The sequence below is a fragment of the Serratia sp. PL7 genome, from assembly GCF_945957435.1.
In genome coordinates, this window is the sequence record NZ_CAMFLB010000030.1 from 76,940 (window position 1) to 98,378 (window position 21,439).

Below are 21,439 nucleotides of genomic sequence, written 5' to 3' on the forward strand. Positions count from 1 at the left end.
GCCTTTAATAATTACCGTTCCCGCAGTGACTCTTTCACCTTGTTCAGCGGCTTGATAAGGTAATCCAGCACGCTTTTCTGCCCGGTCTTGATCTCCACGCTGGCCACCATCCCCGGCACAATCGGGAACTTCTTGCCCGCCTTATTCATCAGTTCTGCCTGCTTGGTGCGCACGTAAACCCGGTAGTAATACTGGTCACGTTTGACCTCGTCCTGAATGGTATCCGGGGAAACGTTCTCCACCTCGCCATTCAGGTTGCCGTAGATCGAAGAGTCGTAGGCGGTCACCTTGACGGTTGCTGGCAGGCCAGGGCGGATATAGGCGATATCCCTTGGGTTGATGCGGGTTTCGATCAGCAACTGATCTTCCAACGGCACGATCTCCATCAGTTTGCCACCCGGCTGCAACACGCCGCCCACGGTGGTCACCTGAATATCCTTCACGATCCCACGCACAGGCGAGACCATGGTGGCACGATCCAACTGATCTTCCTTACCGTTCACCAGTTCTAACTGGGCGTCGAGATCGGCGTTGTTTTTTACCTGCTCCTCACGCGCCCGCACGGCATATTGGTTGATTGCCTCGTCAATCTTGCCTCTCAGCTCACTAACCTGCCGCCGTAGGCGGATTACTTCAACCTGGCCGGCAGCCCCTTTGGCGACCAGCGGTTCGGTCATGCGTAATTCCTGCTGGACCAACTGCATCGACTGTTGCAGATTGCTGACGGTTTCATCGCGGTTGCGCTTGCGGGACTCATACAGCTGGCGTTCACGGGCCACCAGACTTGGCTCCTTCAGGGTATCGGCGCTGAACTGCAGTGGCTCGCCGGTCAGCTCGGAACGCAGGCGTTCGGCGGAGGCGCGCAGGGTCCGCACGCGGGAAAAGGCCTCGCCATAGTTGGACTGAAAGCGTTTCACATCCAACTGCGCCAGTTTCTGGCCCTTGTTGACGATGTCCCCTTCGTGCACATACAGGTGATCGATAATCCCACCGTCCAGGCTCTCAATCAGCTGCGCCCGGCTTAAGGGCGTGACCTTGCCGGTGCCGACGGTGACCTCATCGAGTATGGCAAAATAGGCCCAGACCACAAACAGGATCATCCCCAGCAGCGTCAACCAAAGTACCGAGGAGTGCCGCCGCCCCTGGCGTGCCAGATCGTCTTGCATGGTGATATTGCTCATTGCTTGCTCCTCATGCTACGCCCTGTTCTTTATTGATCGGCTTATTGGCTGCCTGCAGGATCTGGTCCCGTGGCCCGTCGGCCACCACGCGGCCGTTATCCAGCACCACAATGCGATCCACCAGCTTCAGCAGCGCTGGCCGATGGGTGACCAGTACCAGCGTGCGGCCGCTCAGCCAGCCGTGCATCTGGCGGATCACGTACTCTTCCAGCTGTTCATCCATGGAGGCGGTGGGTTCATCCAGCAGCACGATTTGCGGGTTGCGCAGGATCATACGGCTCAACAACACCATCTGGCGCTGGCCGCCGGACAAGCCGCGGCCTCCTTCATGAATAATGCGATCCAGGCTGGCGGCGTCCTGTTGCACCAGGCTCAGTGCCCCCGAGATCCGCAGCGCCTGGAGCATTTCCGATTCGGTAGCATGAGGATGCCCGAGCATCAGGTTCTGGCGCAGGCTGCCGAAAAACAGCCGCGACTCCTGCGAGAGAAAGCCCAGTTGGCGGCGCACATCGCTGGGATCGATATGGCTGATGTCGACCCCGTCGATGATCACCTTGCCCCGGGTGGCGCTGGCCTGGCCGGAGAGCAGCTTCAGCAGCGTCGATTTCCCCGCGCCGACTTTGCCGAGGATCGCTACCCGTTCGCCGGGTTTGATCTCCAGATTATTGACGGTGATCGAGTTTTCCCCTTTCTCCACGTCGTAGCTATATTGCAGATTGCGCAGCTGGAAATGGCCGCTGAGCACCGGGCAATGAGCCATCTTGCCCTCTTCAGGCTTATCGAGCGGTTTCTTCAACAGATCGTCAAGGCCTGTCATGGCGGTTTTGGCGTGCTGCCAGCGTGAGAACACCATGGTCAACTGCATCAACGGGGCGATGGTGCGTGAGGAAAGCAGGCTACAGGCCACCATGGTACCGGTAGTGATATCGCCAGCGAGCACCAGATAGCTGCCAAACACCAGCATCCCGGCATAGGTCAGTTGCTGTACCGTTGAGGCCCAACCGCTGAGCCGCGCGCCCCACAGCCGCTGCTGCATACCGATGTTGGCGCTGACCGCGTGGGTCTGCTCCCATTGGCGCTGGAAGTAGGGCTCGGCTTGCAGTGCCTTGATATCCTCAACCCCTTCGATCGACTCAACCAGCACCGCGTTGCGCAGAGCGCTTTCCCGCATACCTTCCTTCGCCAGCTTGGCCATCGGCCATTGCAGCATGATGCCAGGAATGACGATCAGCGGGATTGCCAGCATGGGGATAAACACCAGCGGGCCACCTACCAGCGCCATAATGGCGAGGAACAGCAGCACGAACGGCATATCCGCCGCCGCACCCACGGTGGTGGAGGTCAGCAATTCCCGTACCTGATCGATCTCCCGCAACTGCGAGATAAACGAGCCGGTCGATTTTGGCCGCGCTTCGTTTTTGATTGCCAGGGCGCGGGCAAACAGCATACCGGAGATCTTCAGGTCGATTTTCTTGCCCATCAGATCGGAGATCACGGTGCGCGACAGGCGGATGGCATACTCCAGCGCCGCTGCGATCAGCACCCCAAAGAACAGTACCCACAGGGTGGAGTAAGACTGAGCCGGAATAACCCGGTCATAGACCTGCATCGAAAACAGAATACCGGCGAGTGCCAGCACGTTGCTGATGATTGATGCCAGCGAGATCTCGCCGATTTGCCGTTTGGCCCCGCGAAAGTGTTGCCAGAACCAGTGTTTGCGGTAGGGCTGTACGAAGTCGTCGATGCGCGCATCCTGCCCGCGCTTCGCCGCTCCCAGCAGCACGATGGTGCCTTGCCCTTTCAGCAGCAGTTCCACCAGCTCGGCCTCTCGTTGCACGTCGCCGCTGTCGTTGAGCCAATACAGCGCCTTGCCTTCGCTGTCGAGGGATTCGATCACCATCAGGCCGCCGTCATCGATCTCGATCAGCGCGGGCAGGATCTCGTTACGCCAGCGGACTTTCTCCCGTGGCTGCAAGCTGACGCTAAGCCCCATCAGGTGGCCCAGGCGTTCCAGGTGGCGCGGGGCCGGCAGTTGTTCATACCAGCGCATTTGCTGGCGGACGGATTTGATATCGACAGCCAGACCGTAGCCGTTGGCCGCCCGGGCCATGGCTGCGATCCAGGCTTCGAGTGATGCAGGTTGTGACATAAGCGCTCCTGGCAAAATCATTCAGACTATAGCGACGGTAAGTTGTCGCCACTGGCTCGTTGGCGCTCGATACCCAACATATCCAATAAGTTGTCGACCGCAGAGGCGTAGCGCACCGCTGCGTCCCAGCCGTCGTACAGGGCGATGACGCGTGAGCTTTCTGCCTGCAGTACGTCTTGTTCCACGCTGAGCAGGTCGTTCAGGCTGCGCTTGCTGAGCTTGTACTCGTCCTGGTAGACGCTGCGGGTGTAGTCCGCGCTGCTCAACTGCTGTGCTCCGGCCAGTTCTCGCTGCTGCGCCCCAATCAGATCCGCATAGGCGGTGGAGGCTTTCTGGTTCATGTCCAGCTTGGCGGCCTCGACCTGAGCCTGTGCCGCCTGACGATCGCCCTCGGCGGCCTCGACCTTGGCATTGACCGCGCCGCCCTGATAGATCGGGGCTTGCACCACTAGCTGCAACTGATCGTTCCAATAGGATTGGGCGTCTTTGCCATCGCTCTCATAGCGGGTACGGCCAGCCTGGACCGAGATGGTAGGCCAGTGCTGGGCCTCGGCCTGGCGAATGCGCTGGGTAGCGGCCTCCTGCTTGGCCTGGGCGCTGAGCACCGCATTGCTTTTTTGATAGGGCAGCGACTTGAGGGTGATTTTCTGTTGCAACAGTTGCTGCGGCAGGTCCGGCAGTTTATCCGGCACGACGCCGGTCAATACGGTAAGCTGCGCCAGGGCCGAACGGTGCTGGGCGCGATACTGTTCCAGCGTGGCGTTCATCCCGGCGATGCGGGTTTGCGCCTGTAACACGTCGGATTGCGAACTGAGGCCAGCATTGGCCCGCAGCTCGGCGATTTCCTTGACCCGGTTCAGTGACACCAGGTTGCGCTCCGCCGCAGTGCTCAAGTCCTGATAGCGTTTGACCTGCAGGTAAGCCTGCAGCGTTTGCTGGCCCACCTCGGTCATGGTTTGGTACAGCGTGTAGCGATAGGCGTCGGAGAGGTTATTTTGCTCCTCAATGCTGCCGCTGGTTTTGCCGAAGTCATACAGCAACTGGTTCAGGGTTACGCCTGCTGAGGCGTTGTTGTTCAAGGTGCCGGAGGAGTCGGTCTGGCTGGATTTGCCAAAATTGCTGTTGAGGGCAATTTGCGGGAACCAGGCGCTTTGCGCCAGCGCCAGATCGGCTTTACCCACGTTAATCTGTGCCGAAGCCTGGGCGATTTGCGGGTTACGCGCAAAGGCTCGCAGGATCGCCTCCTGTAAAGTGAGCGTCATCACCGAACGTTCAGTCGGTGCAGCTTGCCAGTTAAATTCGACCTGCGGTGCGGCGAGAGTCTGACCTGTCAGCCCGCCTAATCCGCCCAAAAACAGTCCGATTGTGGCCGCACGCCGAAGCGTGAGCCGATATCCATCCGTGTCATAAGGGTGTTTTTTCATTATCGCTACCACGTCTGGGCCGATAACCGCACGTTGTGCCGTTTCGGCTTTGTTATTGTGACGATCGTTAATTTCGGCGGCCCGTCTCCCGAACGGTACCGCCGCACTGCATTGGCCTTGGCTCTGTCATTCCCATGTCACTGGCTCGCGGCGTGGTGCGAGCCAGTGGCTGACAGATGGGCCGGGTACTACACCAGATTGACGTGCAGGCCTTGCTGCACCAGAACATCTCCCAGGGTGTTGCCGCTTTCGAGGGCTGAGTTGTGGTAAACATCAAACACTTGGCCGTCTACCGTCCGTTGACCTACGGTGCTCCAGGTACCGCCTTCGCCCTGGGTCAGATTGACCTGGTCGCCGGTAGTCCCCTTGATCAGCAGATCGTCGCTGGAAGCGTCCTTCACGGTCAGCGCTTCGTGCAGATCCAGCGTGATGCTGTTGGTGCCGCTGGTGCCTAAATCGAAGATATCGATGTGTTGCACCTTCAGGCCCAGCGCCGTCAGATCCAGGTTGAGGTTTTTGCCATCCAGCTCCAGGGTATCGATACCCGCGCCGCCGTCGATCGACAGGAAGTCGAGGGCGTTGACGTGGATCACATCGTTACCGCTGCTGCCGTGAATGGTGTCGCCGCTGGCGGTGGTGCCATCCGCCAGATTGATGGTGACGCCGCCAATGCTGAAGGTGCTGTCTTCAACCTTGGTTTCACTTGTGGTATCCACCGGCAGCGTTGGGTTCACCACCAGCGTGCTGGTGGCTGGTTCACTGGTATCCGTGGTAGTAGGAGTGCTGCTGACCTCACTGGTTGGCGTGCTGGTTTCTGTCGTGGTGTGTTGCACGGCGGCTACCTGAGCATGCTGTACCGCTGTGTGATCGGTAGTGCTGTCGGTAGTGGTGTTTTCAGAACCTGAAGTATCCAGCGACAGCGTTTCGACCGCGGCGTTGGCGGTCATCAGCAGTGGCAGTTCGATACCGGATGTCAGCCCCGCAGAAACGCTGACCCCGTTGCCCGCCAGGTCGGTGACCGAAGCCGCCACTACGGTGCCCAACAGGGTAGGGATCAGGTTGAGCACGTTCAGACCCTTAAGGGCGTTGGTGGTGTCGAATTTCACCGTCCAATGTCCGGTGGCATCCACGGTGCCTTGCAAGGTACTGCCCAGCAAGGTCACGCTAACCTTCGCGCCTTGCTGCACGTTCAGGCTGGTACCGCTGACGGTCAGGCCGTTGGTCAGAATGCCTAGCGCGCCAGTCAGGGTTCCTAGAGCATCAATACCCAACAGCGGCAACGCGTGGATTTTCACCGTGGCGTTGGCGTTGGCCGAGCTGGTGTTACCGTAGCGATCGGTGACGGTAACGCCAACCGACAATGGTCCATCTGCCAGATTGACCAGGTTCAGGGTAGGAACGCTGACGCTCCATTTCCCGTCGTTGCCTACGGCAGCGCTCAATACCAGTCCCCCCACATTAACGCTGACGCTACCACCGATGGCGTTGGTGGTGGTGCCGCCGATCAGTTGGTTCAGGTTGGCTTCGCTCAGGTTGAGGAAACCATCGCCAAACAGACTGCCCAGGCTGACGGTCGGCAGGTTATGGATGCCTACGCCCAGATCGGCGCTGATGCTGCCGGTTTTCCCTGCGGAGTTGGTGACCGAAACCCCCAGTGACAGATTGCCATCCAGCAGGCTGGACAGGTTGAGCGGTGTCAGGCTGAGTGACCAACTGCCATCGGCTTTCACCTGGGTGGTGAAGGTATTGCTACCAAGGTGAATCTGAATGGTCGAACCCGGTGCGTTGGTAGCGTGACCGCTGATGATCTGGTTGCTGGTCGCTTCCAGTGCATTCAGCAGGCCGTCACCGCCGAACAGCGGATCGAGCGTCAGGGTTGGTAGGGCGTTGATCAGCACGTTGAGCGGGCTGACCTTGCTCACGGTGTTACCTGCCGCATCGGTGAGGCTGGCGGTGACGTTGGTCAGGCCATCCAATAACCCTTGCAGATCCAGAGTTGGGATCGGCAACTGCCATTTGCCAGTGGCATCGACGCTGGTGGTGTAGGTGTGGCTGCCCAGCGTCAAGGTGATGGTGGTCCCGGCCGACACGTTACCTGCGTTGCCGCTCAGGATCTGCGGTGACAGCAGATCGCTCAGATCCAGCGTACCGTCGCCAAACAGCGGGTTCAGCGTCAGCGTTGGCAGGATGGTCGCCACGTTGAGGCCTACGCTGGCACCACTGGTGTTACCTGCCGGATCGGTGACCGTGGCGCTGACGATCAGGTTACCCGCCGCCAGATCCGCCAACTGCAGCGGATTGATGGTGGTACTCCAGCTACCGTCGGCACCGACCGTGGCGTTCAGTTGCAGCGTACCGACCTTGATCACCACCTGGGAACCCGCCGCCGCATTGGTGGTGGTACCGCTGATGGTCTGGGTCAGCAGCGCTTCGGCCGCATTGAGGAAGCCGTCGCCGCCAAACAGCGGGTTCAGCGCCAGCGTTGGCAGCTTGTTGACGATCACATTAATCGCCGTATTCAGCACGCCGGTGTTGCCGGAGCCATCCAGCACCGAAACGCCAACGTTGATATTGCCGTCCAGCAGGGTGTGCAGATCGGCAGGTTGCAGCACCAGGCTGAACTTGCCGTCGGCACCGACGGTGGTCAGGAAGTTTTTACCGCCAAGAGAAACCTGTACCTGCGCACCTGCGCTGGCGAAGGCCACGGTACCGCTGACGGTTTGCGCTACCAACGCTTCAGCTGCGTTGAGGAAGCCATCACCACCAAACAGCGGATCGAGCGTAATCACCGGCAGTTTCACATCCAGCTGTAGCCCGGCAGTGGCGCTGGTGGTGTTACCCACCGCATCGGTCGCCGAGGCGGTGACGGTAAAGTTACCGTTGCCCAGCCCTTGCAGGATACCGAGGATATCCGGCGTGACGGTGGCGCTCCACTTGCCACCATCGCCTACGGTGGCCGTCAGCGTTTGCGAACCGGCAATATCCAGATTGATGGTGGCACCCTTCGCCAGATTGGTGACGGTGCCGCTGATGGTCTGGTTGAGCAGCAGATCCGCTACGTTGAGGATGCCGTCGCCAAAGATCGGATCCAGCACGATGTGCGGCAGATTGTGGATGATGGCGGTGATATCGATGTTTTTGCTCACCACGTTACCGGCAGAATCGGTCACCGAGACGCCCAGCGCCAGATTGCCGTCGCTCAGGGCGGCCAGATCCAGTGGTGGGATCGACAGGCTCCAGGCTCCACCCGCACCCACGCTAGCGGTATAGGTTTTGGTGCCCAGGCTGACGTTAACGCTGCCGCCGCCGATACCAAGACCGTTAATCACCCCGCTGATGGTCTGTGATACACCGGCTTCTACCGCATTCAGCAGGCCATCGCCAAAGGCGGTGACCGGGCCGATCACTGGCAGGTTCTGCGTAAGGACATCGATATCGATCAGGTCGTTGACCACGTTGCCGTGGGAATCAACGATTTGCACCTGTATCTGCGCCAGACCGTCACCCAACAGGCTCAGTTGGCTTGGCAGCAGCGAGACGCTCCACTGGCCGTTGCCGCCCACGTTGGCATCCAGCGTTATCCCGGCAACGGTGACATGCACCACCGCACCGTTGTAATCGCCGGTGGCGTTACCGCTGATCACCTGAGTCAGCAGCGATTCGGCCAGGTTCAGCACGCCATCACCGCCAAACAGGGCGTTAACCCCCGCACCGAGCGTTTTGTTCAGCGCAACGTTCAGCGTCACGTCGGTATGGCTGCTGTTGCCAGCGGTGTCGGTCAGGGTGACGCCGATGATCTGCGGCCCATCGGTCAGGCTTTGCAGATCGAGCGACGGCAGCGGAATGCTCCATTTGCCATCCGGGCCAACAACCACACTGGCGGTCAATGGCCCCAGCGTAACGGTGACGGTTTCGCCAATGCCGCCGGTCCCGGTCAATGTCTGGCCGAGCAAGGCTTCTACCAGCGTCAGGATATTGTCCCCGGTCAGCAGATCGACCGACAGCAGCGGTGCCGTGGTATCGGTGGTAATGACGTGTGTTGCAGGCGTGGTGTTGCCTGCTGCGTCGGACAGGGTGGCATTAATGGTGCTACTGCCCTGTGGCAGGTTAACCAGATCTGCCGGTGGCACGTTGACCGACCATGTGCCGGCGCCGCTGACCTGCGCACTGTAGGTTTTGCCGTTCAGCGTGACGGTGACAATGCGGCCTGCTTCCGAGACCGAAGCGGTACCGGAGATCGCCTGGGCGACGGTGCTTTCACTGGCGTTCAACACGTCGTTACCCGCAAAGGTATTGATGGTGAGCGTCGGTGGAATGCGGTCGACCAACACGGTTTCGCTGGCGGTAAACACCGTTGGCAGTGGTGTCAGCAAGGTGGTGCTGGCCGAAACCACGATATTGCCGTCAACCGGGAAGGTCACCACAGTGCTGAAGGTGCCATCCGCCAGGGTGGTAACCGGGATCCCCAGTGGTAAACCACCAACGATAATGGTTACTACCTGACCAAGCCCGATCCCACCAACCACTTTGCCGGTCAGGTTGATGATCAACCCGACTTCGCTGGCGTTAACGATGTTATCGCCGGTGATCGGATCAACGGTAATAATCTGGCCCGGAGGCGTCAGGTTAACGGTGAAGTTGTGGTTGTCGACGGCAATATTCCCGGCCTGATCGCTGACCTGAGCCGTGATGCTTGGTGTCCCGCTCAGGGCTTTCAGATCGGCTGGTGGCACCGATACACTCCAACTGCCATTCGCCAACACCACCCCGGTATAGGTTTTGCTGTTGAGCGTAACGGTCACCTGTTGCCCAACCGCGACGTTGGTGGAGGTACCGGTTATCAGCTGTACCGATTGGCTCTCGGCATAGTTGATGATGTTATCCGCCGTGAAGTTACTGATGGTGACGGACGGCAGTGTGTTGACCGAAATATGTACCGAAGAACCAGCCGTGCCTTGGTTGCCTGCGGCATCCGTGGCGGTCACGGTGATGGTGTTATCGCCCTCGGCCAATGCTGTTAACTGCGGTGTCGTCAACGCCAGGCTCCAGTTGCCGCCGCTGACCTGTGCGGTAAAGGTTTGGCTACCGATCTTCACGCTAACGGTTGCTGCGTCACCGGCGCTGCCAGTGAGGATTTGCCCCAGGTTGGCCTCGGCCAGGTTGAGGAAACCGTCACCAAACGGTGTGTTGATGGTTGGCACCGGCGCGGTGAGATCGCTGGAGAAGTTCAGACTACTGCTGTTGGTGTTGCCCGCGGCATCGGTCGCCGTGACGGTCAGCACGTGTGGCCCATCCAGCAAGGTGCTCAGGGTGGCCGCAGGCAGCGGTAACGACCAGTTGCCGTCGATATCAACCTGCGCGTTGTAACTGACGCCATTGACATCGATCACCACTTTCACCGCCTGGCCTGCGCCATTCACCCCGGTGGTGCCGGTGATCGTCAGCGCACCGGCGGCTTCGCTGATGCTCAGCACACCGTCAACACCAAATGGCGGAATGATGGTAGGAGTCGGCAGCGTCAGCAGGGCGTTAACGTCCAGCGGTGCGGTGGTAGCCGTATTGCCAGCACGGTCCTCGACGGTGACCTCAACGGTATGCTGCCCGTTGGTGAACACGGCAAGCTGTGCTGCGGTGAGTTGCAGAGACCAGCCACCCAGCCCATCGGCTTGAGCGGTAAAGGTCTGCTGATTTGGCAGACCTTCGTCCACCGTCACCGTGACGATCTGGCCGCTGCCGATCAGACCGGTTTTGCCGGTCAGGGTTTGCGTCAGCGCGGCTTCGGCAATATTCAGCAGGCCATCGCCAAACGGTAAGTCCAGGGTTGGCAACGGCAGCTTGTTGACCAGGATCTCCAGCGAGCCGGTAGTGCTGTTGGTGTTACCCACTGCATCGGTAACCGTCACCGTGACCGGCCAGTTGCCGTCCGGCAGGCCGAGCAGGGTGGCACTGTCGAGTGGCAGCGTCCAACTACCGTCAGCATTTACCGTAGCGTTCAGGGTCAGGCCGTTAACGTTCACTTTCACGGTCTGGCCAAGATTGCTGGCGATGCCGGTGGTGCCGGTAAGGGCTCCGCCCAGCAAGGCTTCGGCGTGGTTGACAATGCCATCGATAAACGGCGTGTCGAACCCGGCCACCGGCAGCCCGGTGAGGATGCTGTCAAAGTCCAGCGTCACGCCGTGGCTGTTGCCGCCTTTATCGGTGGCAACCACGCTGATGGTGTGTGGGCCATCCAGCAGCCCCAGCAGATCGGTGGTTGGCAGGGTGACACTCCACTGGCCGTTATTGCCGACCGTGGCGTTGTAGTCTTTACCGTTGAGGCTGACCACCACCGTTTGACCGTTGCCGATAATGCCGGTGGTGCCGGTCAACAGCTGATTGACCCCGGCTTCCACCAGGTTCAGTGCGCCGTCGCCAAACGGCAGGTTAATGGTTGGATTCGGCAGGATATGCGACAGGATCTCCAGCGAACCACCGGCGCTGGCAGGGTTACCCGCCGCATCCACGGCGGAGACCACCACCTGCACGGTGCCGTCTGCCAGCAAGGCCAGGGCATTGGCTGGGATTAGCGCGCTCCAGGTGCCATCGTTATTCACGATACCGTTCACTACGTAGGTGCCAATCTTGACCACGACCGGGGTGTTAACCAGCAGGTTGGCCGCTGCACCGCCGATTGGCGTCGCGACGCCCAGTTCGGCAATATTAAGAATGTTGTCACCGAACAACGGGTTCAACGTCAATGATGGCAGCGTATGGGTATTGACCGCCACCGTGATGGAGTCTGATACGCCGTTACCTGCGGCGTCGGTGACGCTCACACCGATGGTCACGTTGCCATCCAACAGCCCTTGCAGGATATTGCTTGGGATATTCACGCTCCACGCACCGGTCGTTGGATCCGCCAGGGCGGTGTAAACGTTGGCGCCCAGCGTGACGGTAACGGTCAGGCCCGGATCGGTATGCCCGCTCAACACTTGCCCCAGCAGCGCTTCCGCCAGGTTGAGGATGCCGTCACCAGCGAAGATATCGATCTCCAGTAATGGTGGCACGGTGTCAACAGTGACGTTATGGGTGGCGCTGGCCGGGTTCTCGGCGATATCGGTCACCGAGGCTGTCACGGTCTGCGAGCCTTGTGGCAATGCCTGCACGTCGGCTGATGGAACCGTCGCGCTCCAGCTGCCGTCTGCTTGTACCACTGCGGTGTAGGTTTTGCCGTTAAGCAGCACGCTGACCACCTGGCCAGGCTGCACATGGCTGGATCCCCCGCTGATGATGATGGCAGCATTCGCCTCATTGGCGTTGATGATGTCATCACCGGCAATCACGTTGACCGACAGCTGCGGCAGATTGCCCGCATCGGTGATCACGGTGAGGTTGTGGTTGGCGGTAGCCTGGTTGCCAGAGGTATCGCTAACCGTGGCGGTGATGGTGTCTTTACCGTCTGGCAAGGCCCCCACATCCACAGCCGGAACCTGCAGACTCCAACTGCCGTCCGCGCCGACGATGGCGGTATAGGTTTTGCCATTGAGCGTTACGGTAACCTGTTGCCCTTGTTCGACGCGCTGGCTACCCCCGCTGATGGTCAGCGGCAGGTTGGATTCCGCCAGGCTGAGGTAGTCATCGCCGGACAGGGTGTTGATGGTCAATAGCGGTGCCTGGGCCGGGTCGGTATCCAGGGTGATGCCGTGGCTGACGCTGCCGGTGTTGCCAGCGGCGTCGGTCAAGGTGGCGGTGATGGAGGAGATACCGTTCGGCAGGTTAGCCAAATCGCCAGCCGGAATGGTGACGCTCCAACTGCCATCCGCCAGCACTAGCCCGTTATAGGTCAAGCCGTTGATGGTGACTTTCACTACCACTGGTTGGCCGCTGTCGTTGATCGGTGCAGTACCGGTGATTTGCAGCGCTTGCTGGCTTTCGGCGATGTTGATGATGTCATCACCGCTGACGGTGTTGATGGTCAGCACCGGCACGGTCAGATCGACCGTGGCGCTGGAGGTGATGCTGGAAGTGTTGCCAGCCACGTCGCCGACGGTGACCCCAATGCTGGTTGGGCCGTCAGGCAGGGCCGCCAGATCGGCACTTGGTACGCTCACGCTCCAGTTGCCGTTGTTATCGACGATGCCGGTATAGGTTTTCCCTCCCAGTACCACGCTGACGGTTTGCCCGCTACCGCTGACGCCGGTGGTGCCGCTCAGCGTTTGATCGCTGGTGGATTCCGCCTTGTTCAGATAGCCATCACCAAACGGCGTGTTCAAGGTGGCAACCGGCAGGCTGTTGATCAGCACACCCAACTGCTGCGAACCGGTGACCAGATTGCCCGCTTCGTCGGTGGCACTGACGGTGACGGTCAGGTTGCCATCGCCCAGGATCGTCAGATCGGCTGAAGGAACGGTCGTCGTCCAACTGCCATCGGCCTGCACTATCGCCTCGTAGAACTTACCGTTCAGTGCAATGGTGACCGTCGCACCGGCGGCAACGTTGGTGGAACTCCCGTTGATGCTGATCCCTGCGGCGGCTTCGATGGCGTTCAACTGGTTATCGCCGGTGATTGGAGCAATCGCCAGGGCGCTCTGGGTGAGATCGACCGTAACGTCATGGGTGGCGCTGGCCGGGTTACCGGCTTTATCGGTTACGTCGGCGGTGATCGTTAAACTGCCGTTGGTCAGCAGAGCCAGATCGGCCGCCGGTACGCTGGTGCTCCAGGAACCGTCTGCCTGCACGGTGGCGGTATAGGTTTTGCCATTGAGGGTGATGGAAACGATCTGCCCGGCTTCAACATTCAGGCTGCTGCCGCTCAGGGTTTGCGTTGCCTGCACCTCGGCACCGTCAATAATATTATTGCCCGCAAAGGTGCCGATGGTCAGCACCGGTGCGTTCAACGCGCTGGCATCAACCCCGATGGCGTGGATGACGCTGGTGCTGTTACCGGCGCTATCGGTCAGGGTGGCGACCAGGTTATAGCTGCCATCGGACAGTGCGGTGAGATCGGCGGTTGGCAGAGAAGTGCTCCACGAGCCGTCCGGCTGAACCACTGCGGTGTAGGTTTTACCGTTCAACGTCAGCGTCACGGTACGACCTGCATCCCCGATGGAGGCGGTGCCCGAAACGGTCTGGTTGAGCAGCACCTCTGCGCTATTAAGCACGTCATCACCGGCAATCACGCCAACGGTGAGGGTCGGAGCGACCTTATCGACCAAGACTGTGCCATTCAGGGTATTGCTGTTGCCCGCAGAATCGGTGACCACTACGTTGAGCACTGGTGTCCCATCCGGCAACGCCTGTAAATCGCCAACCGGAACGGTGACGCTCCAGTTGCCGCTACCGTCCACCGTACCGGTGTAGGTTTTATCCCCAAGGGTTACGGTCACGGTTTGCCCCGGCGTGGTGATGCCGGTGGAGCCGGTGATGGTCTGCGGTTGGCCCGCTTCCGTACCGTTCAAGATGCCATCGCCAAACGGCGTATTGAGAGTGGCGTCTGGCAGATTATGGATAAACACGCCCAGCGTATGGCTGCTGCTGACCGGGTTACCGGCCTGATCGACCGCAGAAACGCTCAGGTTGATATTGCCGTCTGCCAACAGCGCCAGATCGGCCGGTGGTACCAGCACGCTCCAGGAACCGTCCGCCAGCGTAATGCCGGTGTAGGTTTTACCGTTCAGCGTTACGGTCACGCTTGCGCCGATGGCCAGGTTGAGGCTGCTACCGTTGATGGTTAATGGCAGCAGGCTTTCGGCCAGATTCAGCTTATCGTCACCAGCAATCACATCGATGGCGATGCCGCTCAGGGCCGTGTTGACCACCACGTTATGCGTTGCTGTTGCCGGGTTGCCGGAGGTATCGCTGACGGTGACGCTAATGGTGCTGCTGCCCTGAGCCAGTTGGCCCAGATCGGCGGCGGGCACGCTGGTGCTCCAGGTACCGTCTGCCAGCACGGTGGCGGTGTAGGTTTTGCCATTCAGCGTGATGGTTACCAACTGGCCCGCTTCCACGTGGGTGGTAGTGCCGCTCAGAGTCTGGCTGGTTTTCACCTCTGCGCCGTCGATAATATCGTTACCGGCAAACACATTGATGCTCAGGGTTGGCAGATCCAGCGGATTGGCGTCGATCGTCACGTTATGGGTGACGGTGGTGGTGTTGCCCGCCGCATCGCTCAAGGTGGTGGTTAATGGATAACTGCCATCGCCTATCGCTTGCAGATCGGCGCTTGGGATGGTGGCACTCCAGGTGCCGTCGTTGGCGACTACCCCGGTATAGGACTTACCGTTGAAGGTCACTGTGACGGTACGGCCGGCGTCGGCGATGGAAGCCGTGCCGGAAACCACCTGGTCGCTGAGGCTTTCCAGTGCGTTAACCTTGTCATCCCCGGCAAACGGCTTGACGGCCAGAGTTGGTGGCACCAGATCGACCTGTGCCGTAGTGCTGCCAGGCACGCTGTTACCCGCGGAGTCCGTAGCGGATACGCTGATGGTATTGCTGCCCGCTGGCAGGTTTTGCAGATCGGCCGATGGGATGGAAACGCTCCAGTTACCGCTGCCATCCACGGTTGCGGTATAGGTTTTTCCACCCAGAGTGACGATCACGCTTTGTCCCGCACCAGGGATGCCGGTGCTGCCGCTCAGCAGTTGTGCTGTGGCGGCCTCAGCCTGATTGAGGAAACCATCACCAAACGGCAGATTGATGGTTGGCTCCGGCAGGGCATGGATATGCACATCCAGTGAATGGCTGTTGCTGACCGTATCGACCCCCGGGTTGGAGACGCTGGCGGTGACCGTTGTCAGGCCGTCTTGCAGCGCCAGCAGATCGGCGCTGTTCACCGATACGCTCCAACTGCCGTTAGCCAGAACAACGCCGGTGTAGGTCTTGCCGTTCAAGGTTACGGTAACGGTTTGGCCAGCGTTCACATTGACCGTGGTCCCGCTGATGGTCAGTGGCTGTGAGGCCTCGGTCAGGTTCAGCTTATCGTCACCGGCAATCAGGTTAATGGCGATGCTTTCCACCGCCGTATCGACGCTGATGGTATGGCTGCTGGTGGCCGGGTTACCTGCCAGATCGCTGACGCTGGCGGTGATGGTAGCCTGGCCATTGGCCAGCAACGCCATATCGGCCGCCGGAACGTTAACGCTCCAGCTGCCGCCTAACTGCACGGTGGTGAAGTAGGTTTTGCCGTTCAGGGTAAGGGTAACGGTCTGGCCCACTTCTACATGAGTGGTGGTACCTGACAGGGCCTGGGTGACCAGCGCTTCGGCTCCGTTAACGATATCGTCCCCGGCGAATGCGCCGATGCTCAGCGTTGGCAGATTGGCCGGGTTGGCATCGATATTGAGGCTGTGGGTGACGCTGGTGCTGTTGCCCGCCGCGTCGGTGAGGGTAGCGACCAGGTTATGGCTGCCATCGCTGAGCGCTTGCAGATCGGCAGCGGGCACGCTGGTGCTCCACGATCCATCTGGCTGCACCACGGCGGTGTAGGTTTTGCCGTTCAAGGTCAGGGTGACGGAGCGGCCTGCATCGGCGACCGAGGCAGTGCCGGACACGGTTTGTGCTACCAGTACTTCGGCGGCGTTCAGCACATCATCCCCGGCAACCAAGCCCACGGTGAGGGTAGGCGCAGTGGCATCAACGGTGACGGTGGTGTTCAGCGTATTGCTGTTACCGGCGGCATCGGAGACCACTACAGACAAGGCTGGCGTGCCGTCTGGCAGCGCTTGCAGATCGGCAGCAGGAACGCTGACGCTCCAGTTGCCGCTGCCATCCACGGTGCCGGTGTAGGTTTTACCGCCCAAGGTCACGGTAACGGTCTGGCCTGGCGTGGTGATGCCGGTGGTGCCGGTAAGCGTCTGAGGCTGGCCCGCTTCCGTGCCGTTCAGAATGCCGTCGCCAAACGGTGTATTCAGGGTGGCTTCTGGCAGGCTATGGGTAAATACGCCCAGGTTGTGGCTGTCGCTGACCGGGTTACCAGCCTGATCGGTGGCGGTGACGGTCACGGTGGTGGTGCCATCGGCCAGCAACGCCAAGTCGGCGGCAGGCACGGAGACGCTCCAGGAGCCGTCTGCCAGCGTGGTGCCGGTGTAGGTTTTACCGTTCAGGGTGACGGTAACCGTAGCCCCCACGGCCAGGTTGGTGCTGCTACCGCTGATGGCCAACGGCAGCAGGCTTTCCGCCAGGTTGAGTTTGTCATCACCGGCAATCACGGCAATCGACAGCCCGCTGAGGTCGGTATCGACGGTCACCTGATGACTGCCGCTGGCTGGGTTACCTGCACTGTCGTTGACGGTGGCGGTAATGGTGGTCTGGCCGTTGGCCAGTAGCGCCAGATCGGCAGCCGGTACGCTGGTGCTCCAGGAGCCATCCGCCAAGACGGTCGCCGTATAGGTTTTACCGTTCAGCGTAATGGTCACGATCTGGCCCGCTTCCACATGGGTGGAGGTACCAGACAGGGTCTGAGCGGTTTTGACTTCCGCACCGTCGACAATGTCGTTACCGGCAAATACGCCGATGCTGACGGTCGGCAGGTTGGCCGGGTTGGCATCGACGTTGATGCTGTGGGTGACGCTGGTGCTGTTGCCTGCGGCATCGGTGAGGATCGCCACCAGGTTGTGGCTACCGTCGCTGAGCGCTTGCAGATCGGCAGCGGGCACGCTGGCGCTCCACGAACCATCTGGCTGCACCACGGCGGTGTAGGTTTTGCCGTTCAAGGTTAGGGTGACGGTGCGACCCGCATCCGCGATTGAGGCGCTGCCGGAGACGCTCTGTGCCACCAGCACTTCGGCGGCGTTCAGCACGTCATCGCCAGCAATCAGGCCCACGGTGAGGGTAGGCGCGGTTGTATCGACGGTGACGGTGGTATTCAGCGTATTGCTGTTACCGGCAGTATCGGTAACCGTGACGGTCAAGGCCGGCGTGCCGTCTGGCAGCGCTTGCAGATCGGCAGCAGGAACGCTGACGCTCCAGTTGCCGCTGCCGTCCACGGTGCCGGTATAGGTTTTACCGCCCAAGGTCACGGTAACGGTTTGCCCCGGCGTGGTGATGCCGGTGGACCCCGTGAGGGTCTGCGGCTGACCCGCTTCCGTGCCGTTCAGAATGCCATCGCCAAACGGTGTATTCAGGGTGGCTTCTGGCAGGCTATGGGTAAATACGCCCAGGTTGTGGCTGTCGCTGACCGGGTTACCAGCCTGATCGGTGGCGGTGACGGTCACGGTGGTGGTGCCATCGGCCAGCAACGCCAAGTCGGCGGCAGGCACGGAGACGCTCCAGGAGCCGTCTGCCAGCGTGGTGCCGGTGTAGGTTTTACCGTTCAGGGTGACGGTAACCGTAGCCCCCACGGCCAGGTTGGTGCTGCTACCGCTGATGGCCAACGGCAGCAGGCTTTCCGCCAGGTTGAGTTTGTCATCACCGGCAATCACGGCAATCGACAGCCCGCTGAGGTCGGTATCGACGGTCACCTGATGACTGCCGCTGGCTGGGTTACCTGCACTGTCGTTGACGGTGGCGGTAATGGTGGTCTGGCCGTTGGCCAGTAGCGCCAGATCGGCAGCCGGTACGCTGGTGCTCCAGGAGCCATCCGCCAAGACGGTCGCCGTATAGGTTTTACCGTTCAGCGTAATGGTCACGATCTGGCCCGCTTCCACATGGGTGGAGGTACCAGACAGGGTCTGAGCGGTTTTGACTTCCGCACCGTCGACAATGTCGTTACCGGCAAATACGCCGATGCTGACGGTCGGCAGGTTGGCCGGGTTGGCATCGACGTTGATGCTGTGGGTGACGCTGGTGCTGTTGCCTGCGGCATCGGTGAGGATCGCCACCAGGTTGTGGCTACCGTCGCTGAGCGCTTGCAGATCGGCAGCGGGCACGCTGGCGCTCCACGAACCATCTGGCTGCACCACGGCGGTGTAGGTTTTGCCGTTCAAGGTTAGGGTGACGGTGCGACCCGCATCCGCGATTGAGGCGCTGCCGGAGACGCTCTGTGCCACCAGCACTTCGGCGGCGTTCAGCACGTCATCGCCAGCAATCAGGCCCACGGTGAGGGTAGGCGCGGTTGTATCGACGGTGACGGTGGTATTCAGCGTATTGCTGTTACCGGCAGTATCGGTAACCGTGACGGTCAAGGCCGGCGTGCCGTCTGGCAGCGCTTGCAGATCGGCAGCAGGAACGCTGACGCTCCAGTTGCCGCTGCCGTCCACGGTGCCGGTATAGGTTTTACCGCCCAAGGTCACGGTAACGGTTTGCCCCGGGCTGGTGATGCCGGTGGTGCCGGTAAGCGTCTGTGGCTGACCCGCCTCTGCGCCATTCAGGATGCCATCACCAAACGGCGTGTCCAGTGTCACCGCAGGCAAATCATGAGTGTAAACGTCCAGATTGTGCGTGGTGGTTACGGTAGAACCATCGTTGCCTGTCACGCTGGCAGAAATGGTGTTGTTGCCTTCGGCCAGCAGTTGCAGATCGGCGCTAGGCACCTGCAATGTCCAACTGCCGTCGGCCAGTACCAGCGCGGTATAGGTTTTGCCATTGAGCGTGACGGTAACGGTAGCCCCGGTGGCGACGTTGGCCGTGGTGCCGCTGATGGCAAGAGGAAGCCCGGCTTCGACGGCGTTGAGCTTATCGTCGGAAGAGACAATGCCGATATTGATGGCCGAGAGTTGGTTATCTACGGTGATAAGCTGCGGCGCGGTGGTTGTCGTATTGCCAGCCTGATCGCTAAGCGTGGCGACCATCTCATAGCTGCCGTTGGTCAGGGCGGCCATATCTGCGGCAGGCACGCTGATGCTCCATTTGCCATCTGCGCCTACGATCCCGGTATAGGTTTTGCCATTGAATGACACGCTGACCACTAGCCCGGCTTCGCTGACGGAGGCGGTGCCAGTAATATTTTGCGCGGATTTTTGCTCGTCGGCGGTGACGACATCATCGCCGGTAAATTTATCCAGCGTCAGCACCGGTGGCACGGTATCTACCTGCAAGTGCTCCGTCACGGTGGTGCTGTTACCTGCGCTGTCGGTGGCCGTCACGGTGAGGGGATTATCCCCTTGGGCCAACGCCTGCAGATCTGCGGCAGGCAGTACCAGGCTCCACTTGCCATCCGCGCCAGTAACTGCGGTGTAGGTTTTACCATTCAGGGTAACGACAATGCTCTGGCCTGGATTGCTGGTGCCGCTCAGGGTCTGTGATGTTTGCGCCTCGGCGGCGTTGAGTACATCGTCTCCGGCCAGTTTGTTGACGGTCAGAACGGGGGCGGTCAAATCGACGGTGATGTTCTCATGCGCATTGGCGCTTTGGCCTGCTTTGTCGGTGACGGTGGCATTGAGCGTGATCGAACCATTGGCCAGCGCGGCCAGATCGGCGGCAGGCAGTGAAAGCGACCAACTGCCATCGCCTTGAACCACGGCGCTATAGGTTTTGCCGTTCAAGGTGATGGTAACGGTTTGCCCCGCTTCGACATTTTGCGTATGGCCGCTCAGCGTTTGGGTGCTTTTCGCTTCGTTGGCGTTGATCACGTTATCGCCGGTCAGGGCGCTAATCGTGATCTGAGGGGTAGGATTAACTACGGTGGTATCAACCGAGATCTGATGATCGACCGTGGTTTGGTTGCCCGCTTTATCGACGGAGGTCACGATTAACTCGTAGTTACCGTTTTTCAGCAAAGCCAGATCTGCCGCAGGCAGTTGCAGGCTCCACTTGCCATTGCTACCCACTGTCGTGGTGTAGGTTTTTCCGTTCAGGGTAATGGTTATTGTCAGCCCGGCTTCGCCGGTACCGCTCAGCGCCTGTGCCGCTTTTAACTCGGCACCGGTCAGATGGTCATCGCCGGTTAGTTTGTTGACGGTTAAGACAGGCGGGGTGGTATCGACCAGTACGCTGATCGTTTTTTCGACGCTGATCCCATCCTGGTTAGTCACTTTAACCGTCAGTTGATAATTGCCGTCTTTCAGGCCAGCAAGCGCTGTAGAGCTGAAATCAAAGCTCCACTTGCCATCGGCCCCGACGGTAGTAGTGTAACTTTTACCGTTGAGCGTCAGCGTGATGGTCGCGCCCGCAGCAACGCCGGTGGTCAGGCCACTCAGCAACTGGGCAATTTTAACTTCACTGGCGTTCAGAACGTTGTCCTGACCCAGTTTTCCGACGGTCAGGGTAGGTTGTTCTGGCGGTACGGACGGTTCGTCATTGCGGTGGTCGTTCTTCCCCGTCCCGGTAGCGATGGCGACGCCAGCCCCAAGCGCCAGGCCAGCCAGAATGGCGGCAATGGCACCGTTGGACAATTCATGATTGTTAATCAGCAGAGGCGAAACGTCAGACAGTGATTCAAACTGCGGTGTGATCAGCATGGGGTCGGCGGTAGCGGCGGTTGCCGGGAATATCGCGTGCTGAATGGCACCATTGCCATCATCAAACACCAATTCGCTGTGTTTGCCGTCGGCGTCCAGTTCAAAGAAGCTCTGATAACGCACCGTTGTGCCATCTTTCATGTGCACGATCAGATCGTTACCTTGGCGTTCATAGCTGCTCACCAAAGCCTGAGTGCCATGGATCCGCACAATGCTGCTTTGCGTCAGGCTTACGGAACGGGTACCGGTTGCGACGTCTGCGATTTTTGCACCGCCGTGACGAGCAATAATATCAACAGCCCCAAGGGTAAAATTGGATTGTGCCATGTGGTTAGCCTCTGAACGCCAAAGTTAATTTGCATAGCGCGCCAA

At 60.0% G+C, this 21,439-nt stretch carries 4 protein-coding genes; all 4 read right to left on the reverse strand.

The window, feature by feature from the left end:
• Positions 1 to 11 precede the first annotated feature (11 nt).
• Positions 12 to 1,181, reverse strand: coding sequence for an HlyD family type I secretion periplasmic adaptor subunit (locus N6G83_RS47635; RefSeq protein ID WP_046808076.1), 1,170 nt, complete (start codon positions 1,179 to 1,181; stop codon positions 12 to 14).
• 10 nt (positions 1,182 to 1,191) lie between these two features.
• Entirely contained in the window at positions 1,192 to 3,330 is a 2,139-nt protein-coding gene (locus tag N6G83_RS47640) for a type I secretion system permease/ATPase (protein WP_211136437.1), read from the reverse strand.
• A gap of 26 nt (positions 3,331 to 3,356) precedes the next feature.
• Positions 3,357 to 4,754: a TolC family outer membrane protein gene (locus N6G83_RS47645; RefSeq protein ID WP_211136436.1), complete on the reverse strand. Its 1,398-nt coding sequence runs from the start codon at positions 4,752 to 4,754 to the stop codon at positions 3,357 to 3,359.
• A gap of 188 nt (positions 4,755 to 4,942) precedes the next feature.
• Positions 4,943 to 21,394, reverse strand: a complete 16,452-nt coding sequence (locus N6G83_RS47650; RefSeq protein WP_260524219.1) for an Ig-like domain-containing protein — start codon at positions 21,392 to 21,394, stop codon at positions 4,943 to 4,945.
• Positions 21,395 to 21,439 lie beyond the last annotated feature (45 nt).

Excerpts from the sequence above, each read along its gene's own strand:
- N6G83_RS47640 (WP_211136437.1), bottom strand. The coding sequence starts at position 3,330 with ATGTCACAACCTGCATCACTCGAAGCCTGGATCGCAGCCATGGCCCGG.
- N6G83_RS47635 (WP_046808076.1), bottom strand. The coding sequence starts at position 1,181 with ATGAGCAATATCACCATGCAAGACGATCTGGCACGCCAGGGGCGGCGG.
- N6G83_RS47650 (WP_260524219.1), bottom strand. The coding sequence starts at position 21,394 with ATGGCACAATCCAATTTTACCCTTGGGGCTGTTGATATTATTGCTCGT.
- N6G83_RS47645 (WP_211136436.1), bottom strand. The coding sequence starts at position 4,754 with ATGAAAAAACACCCTTATGACACGGATGGATATCGGCTCACGCTTCGG.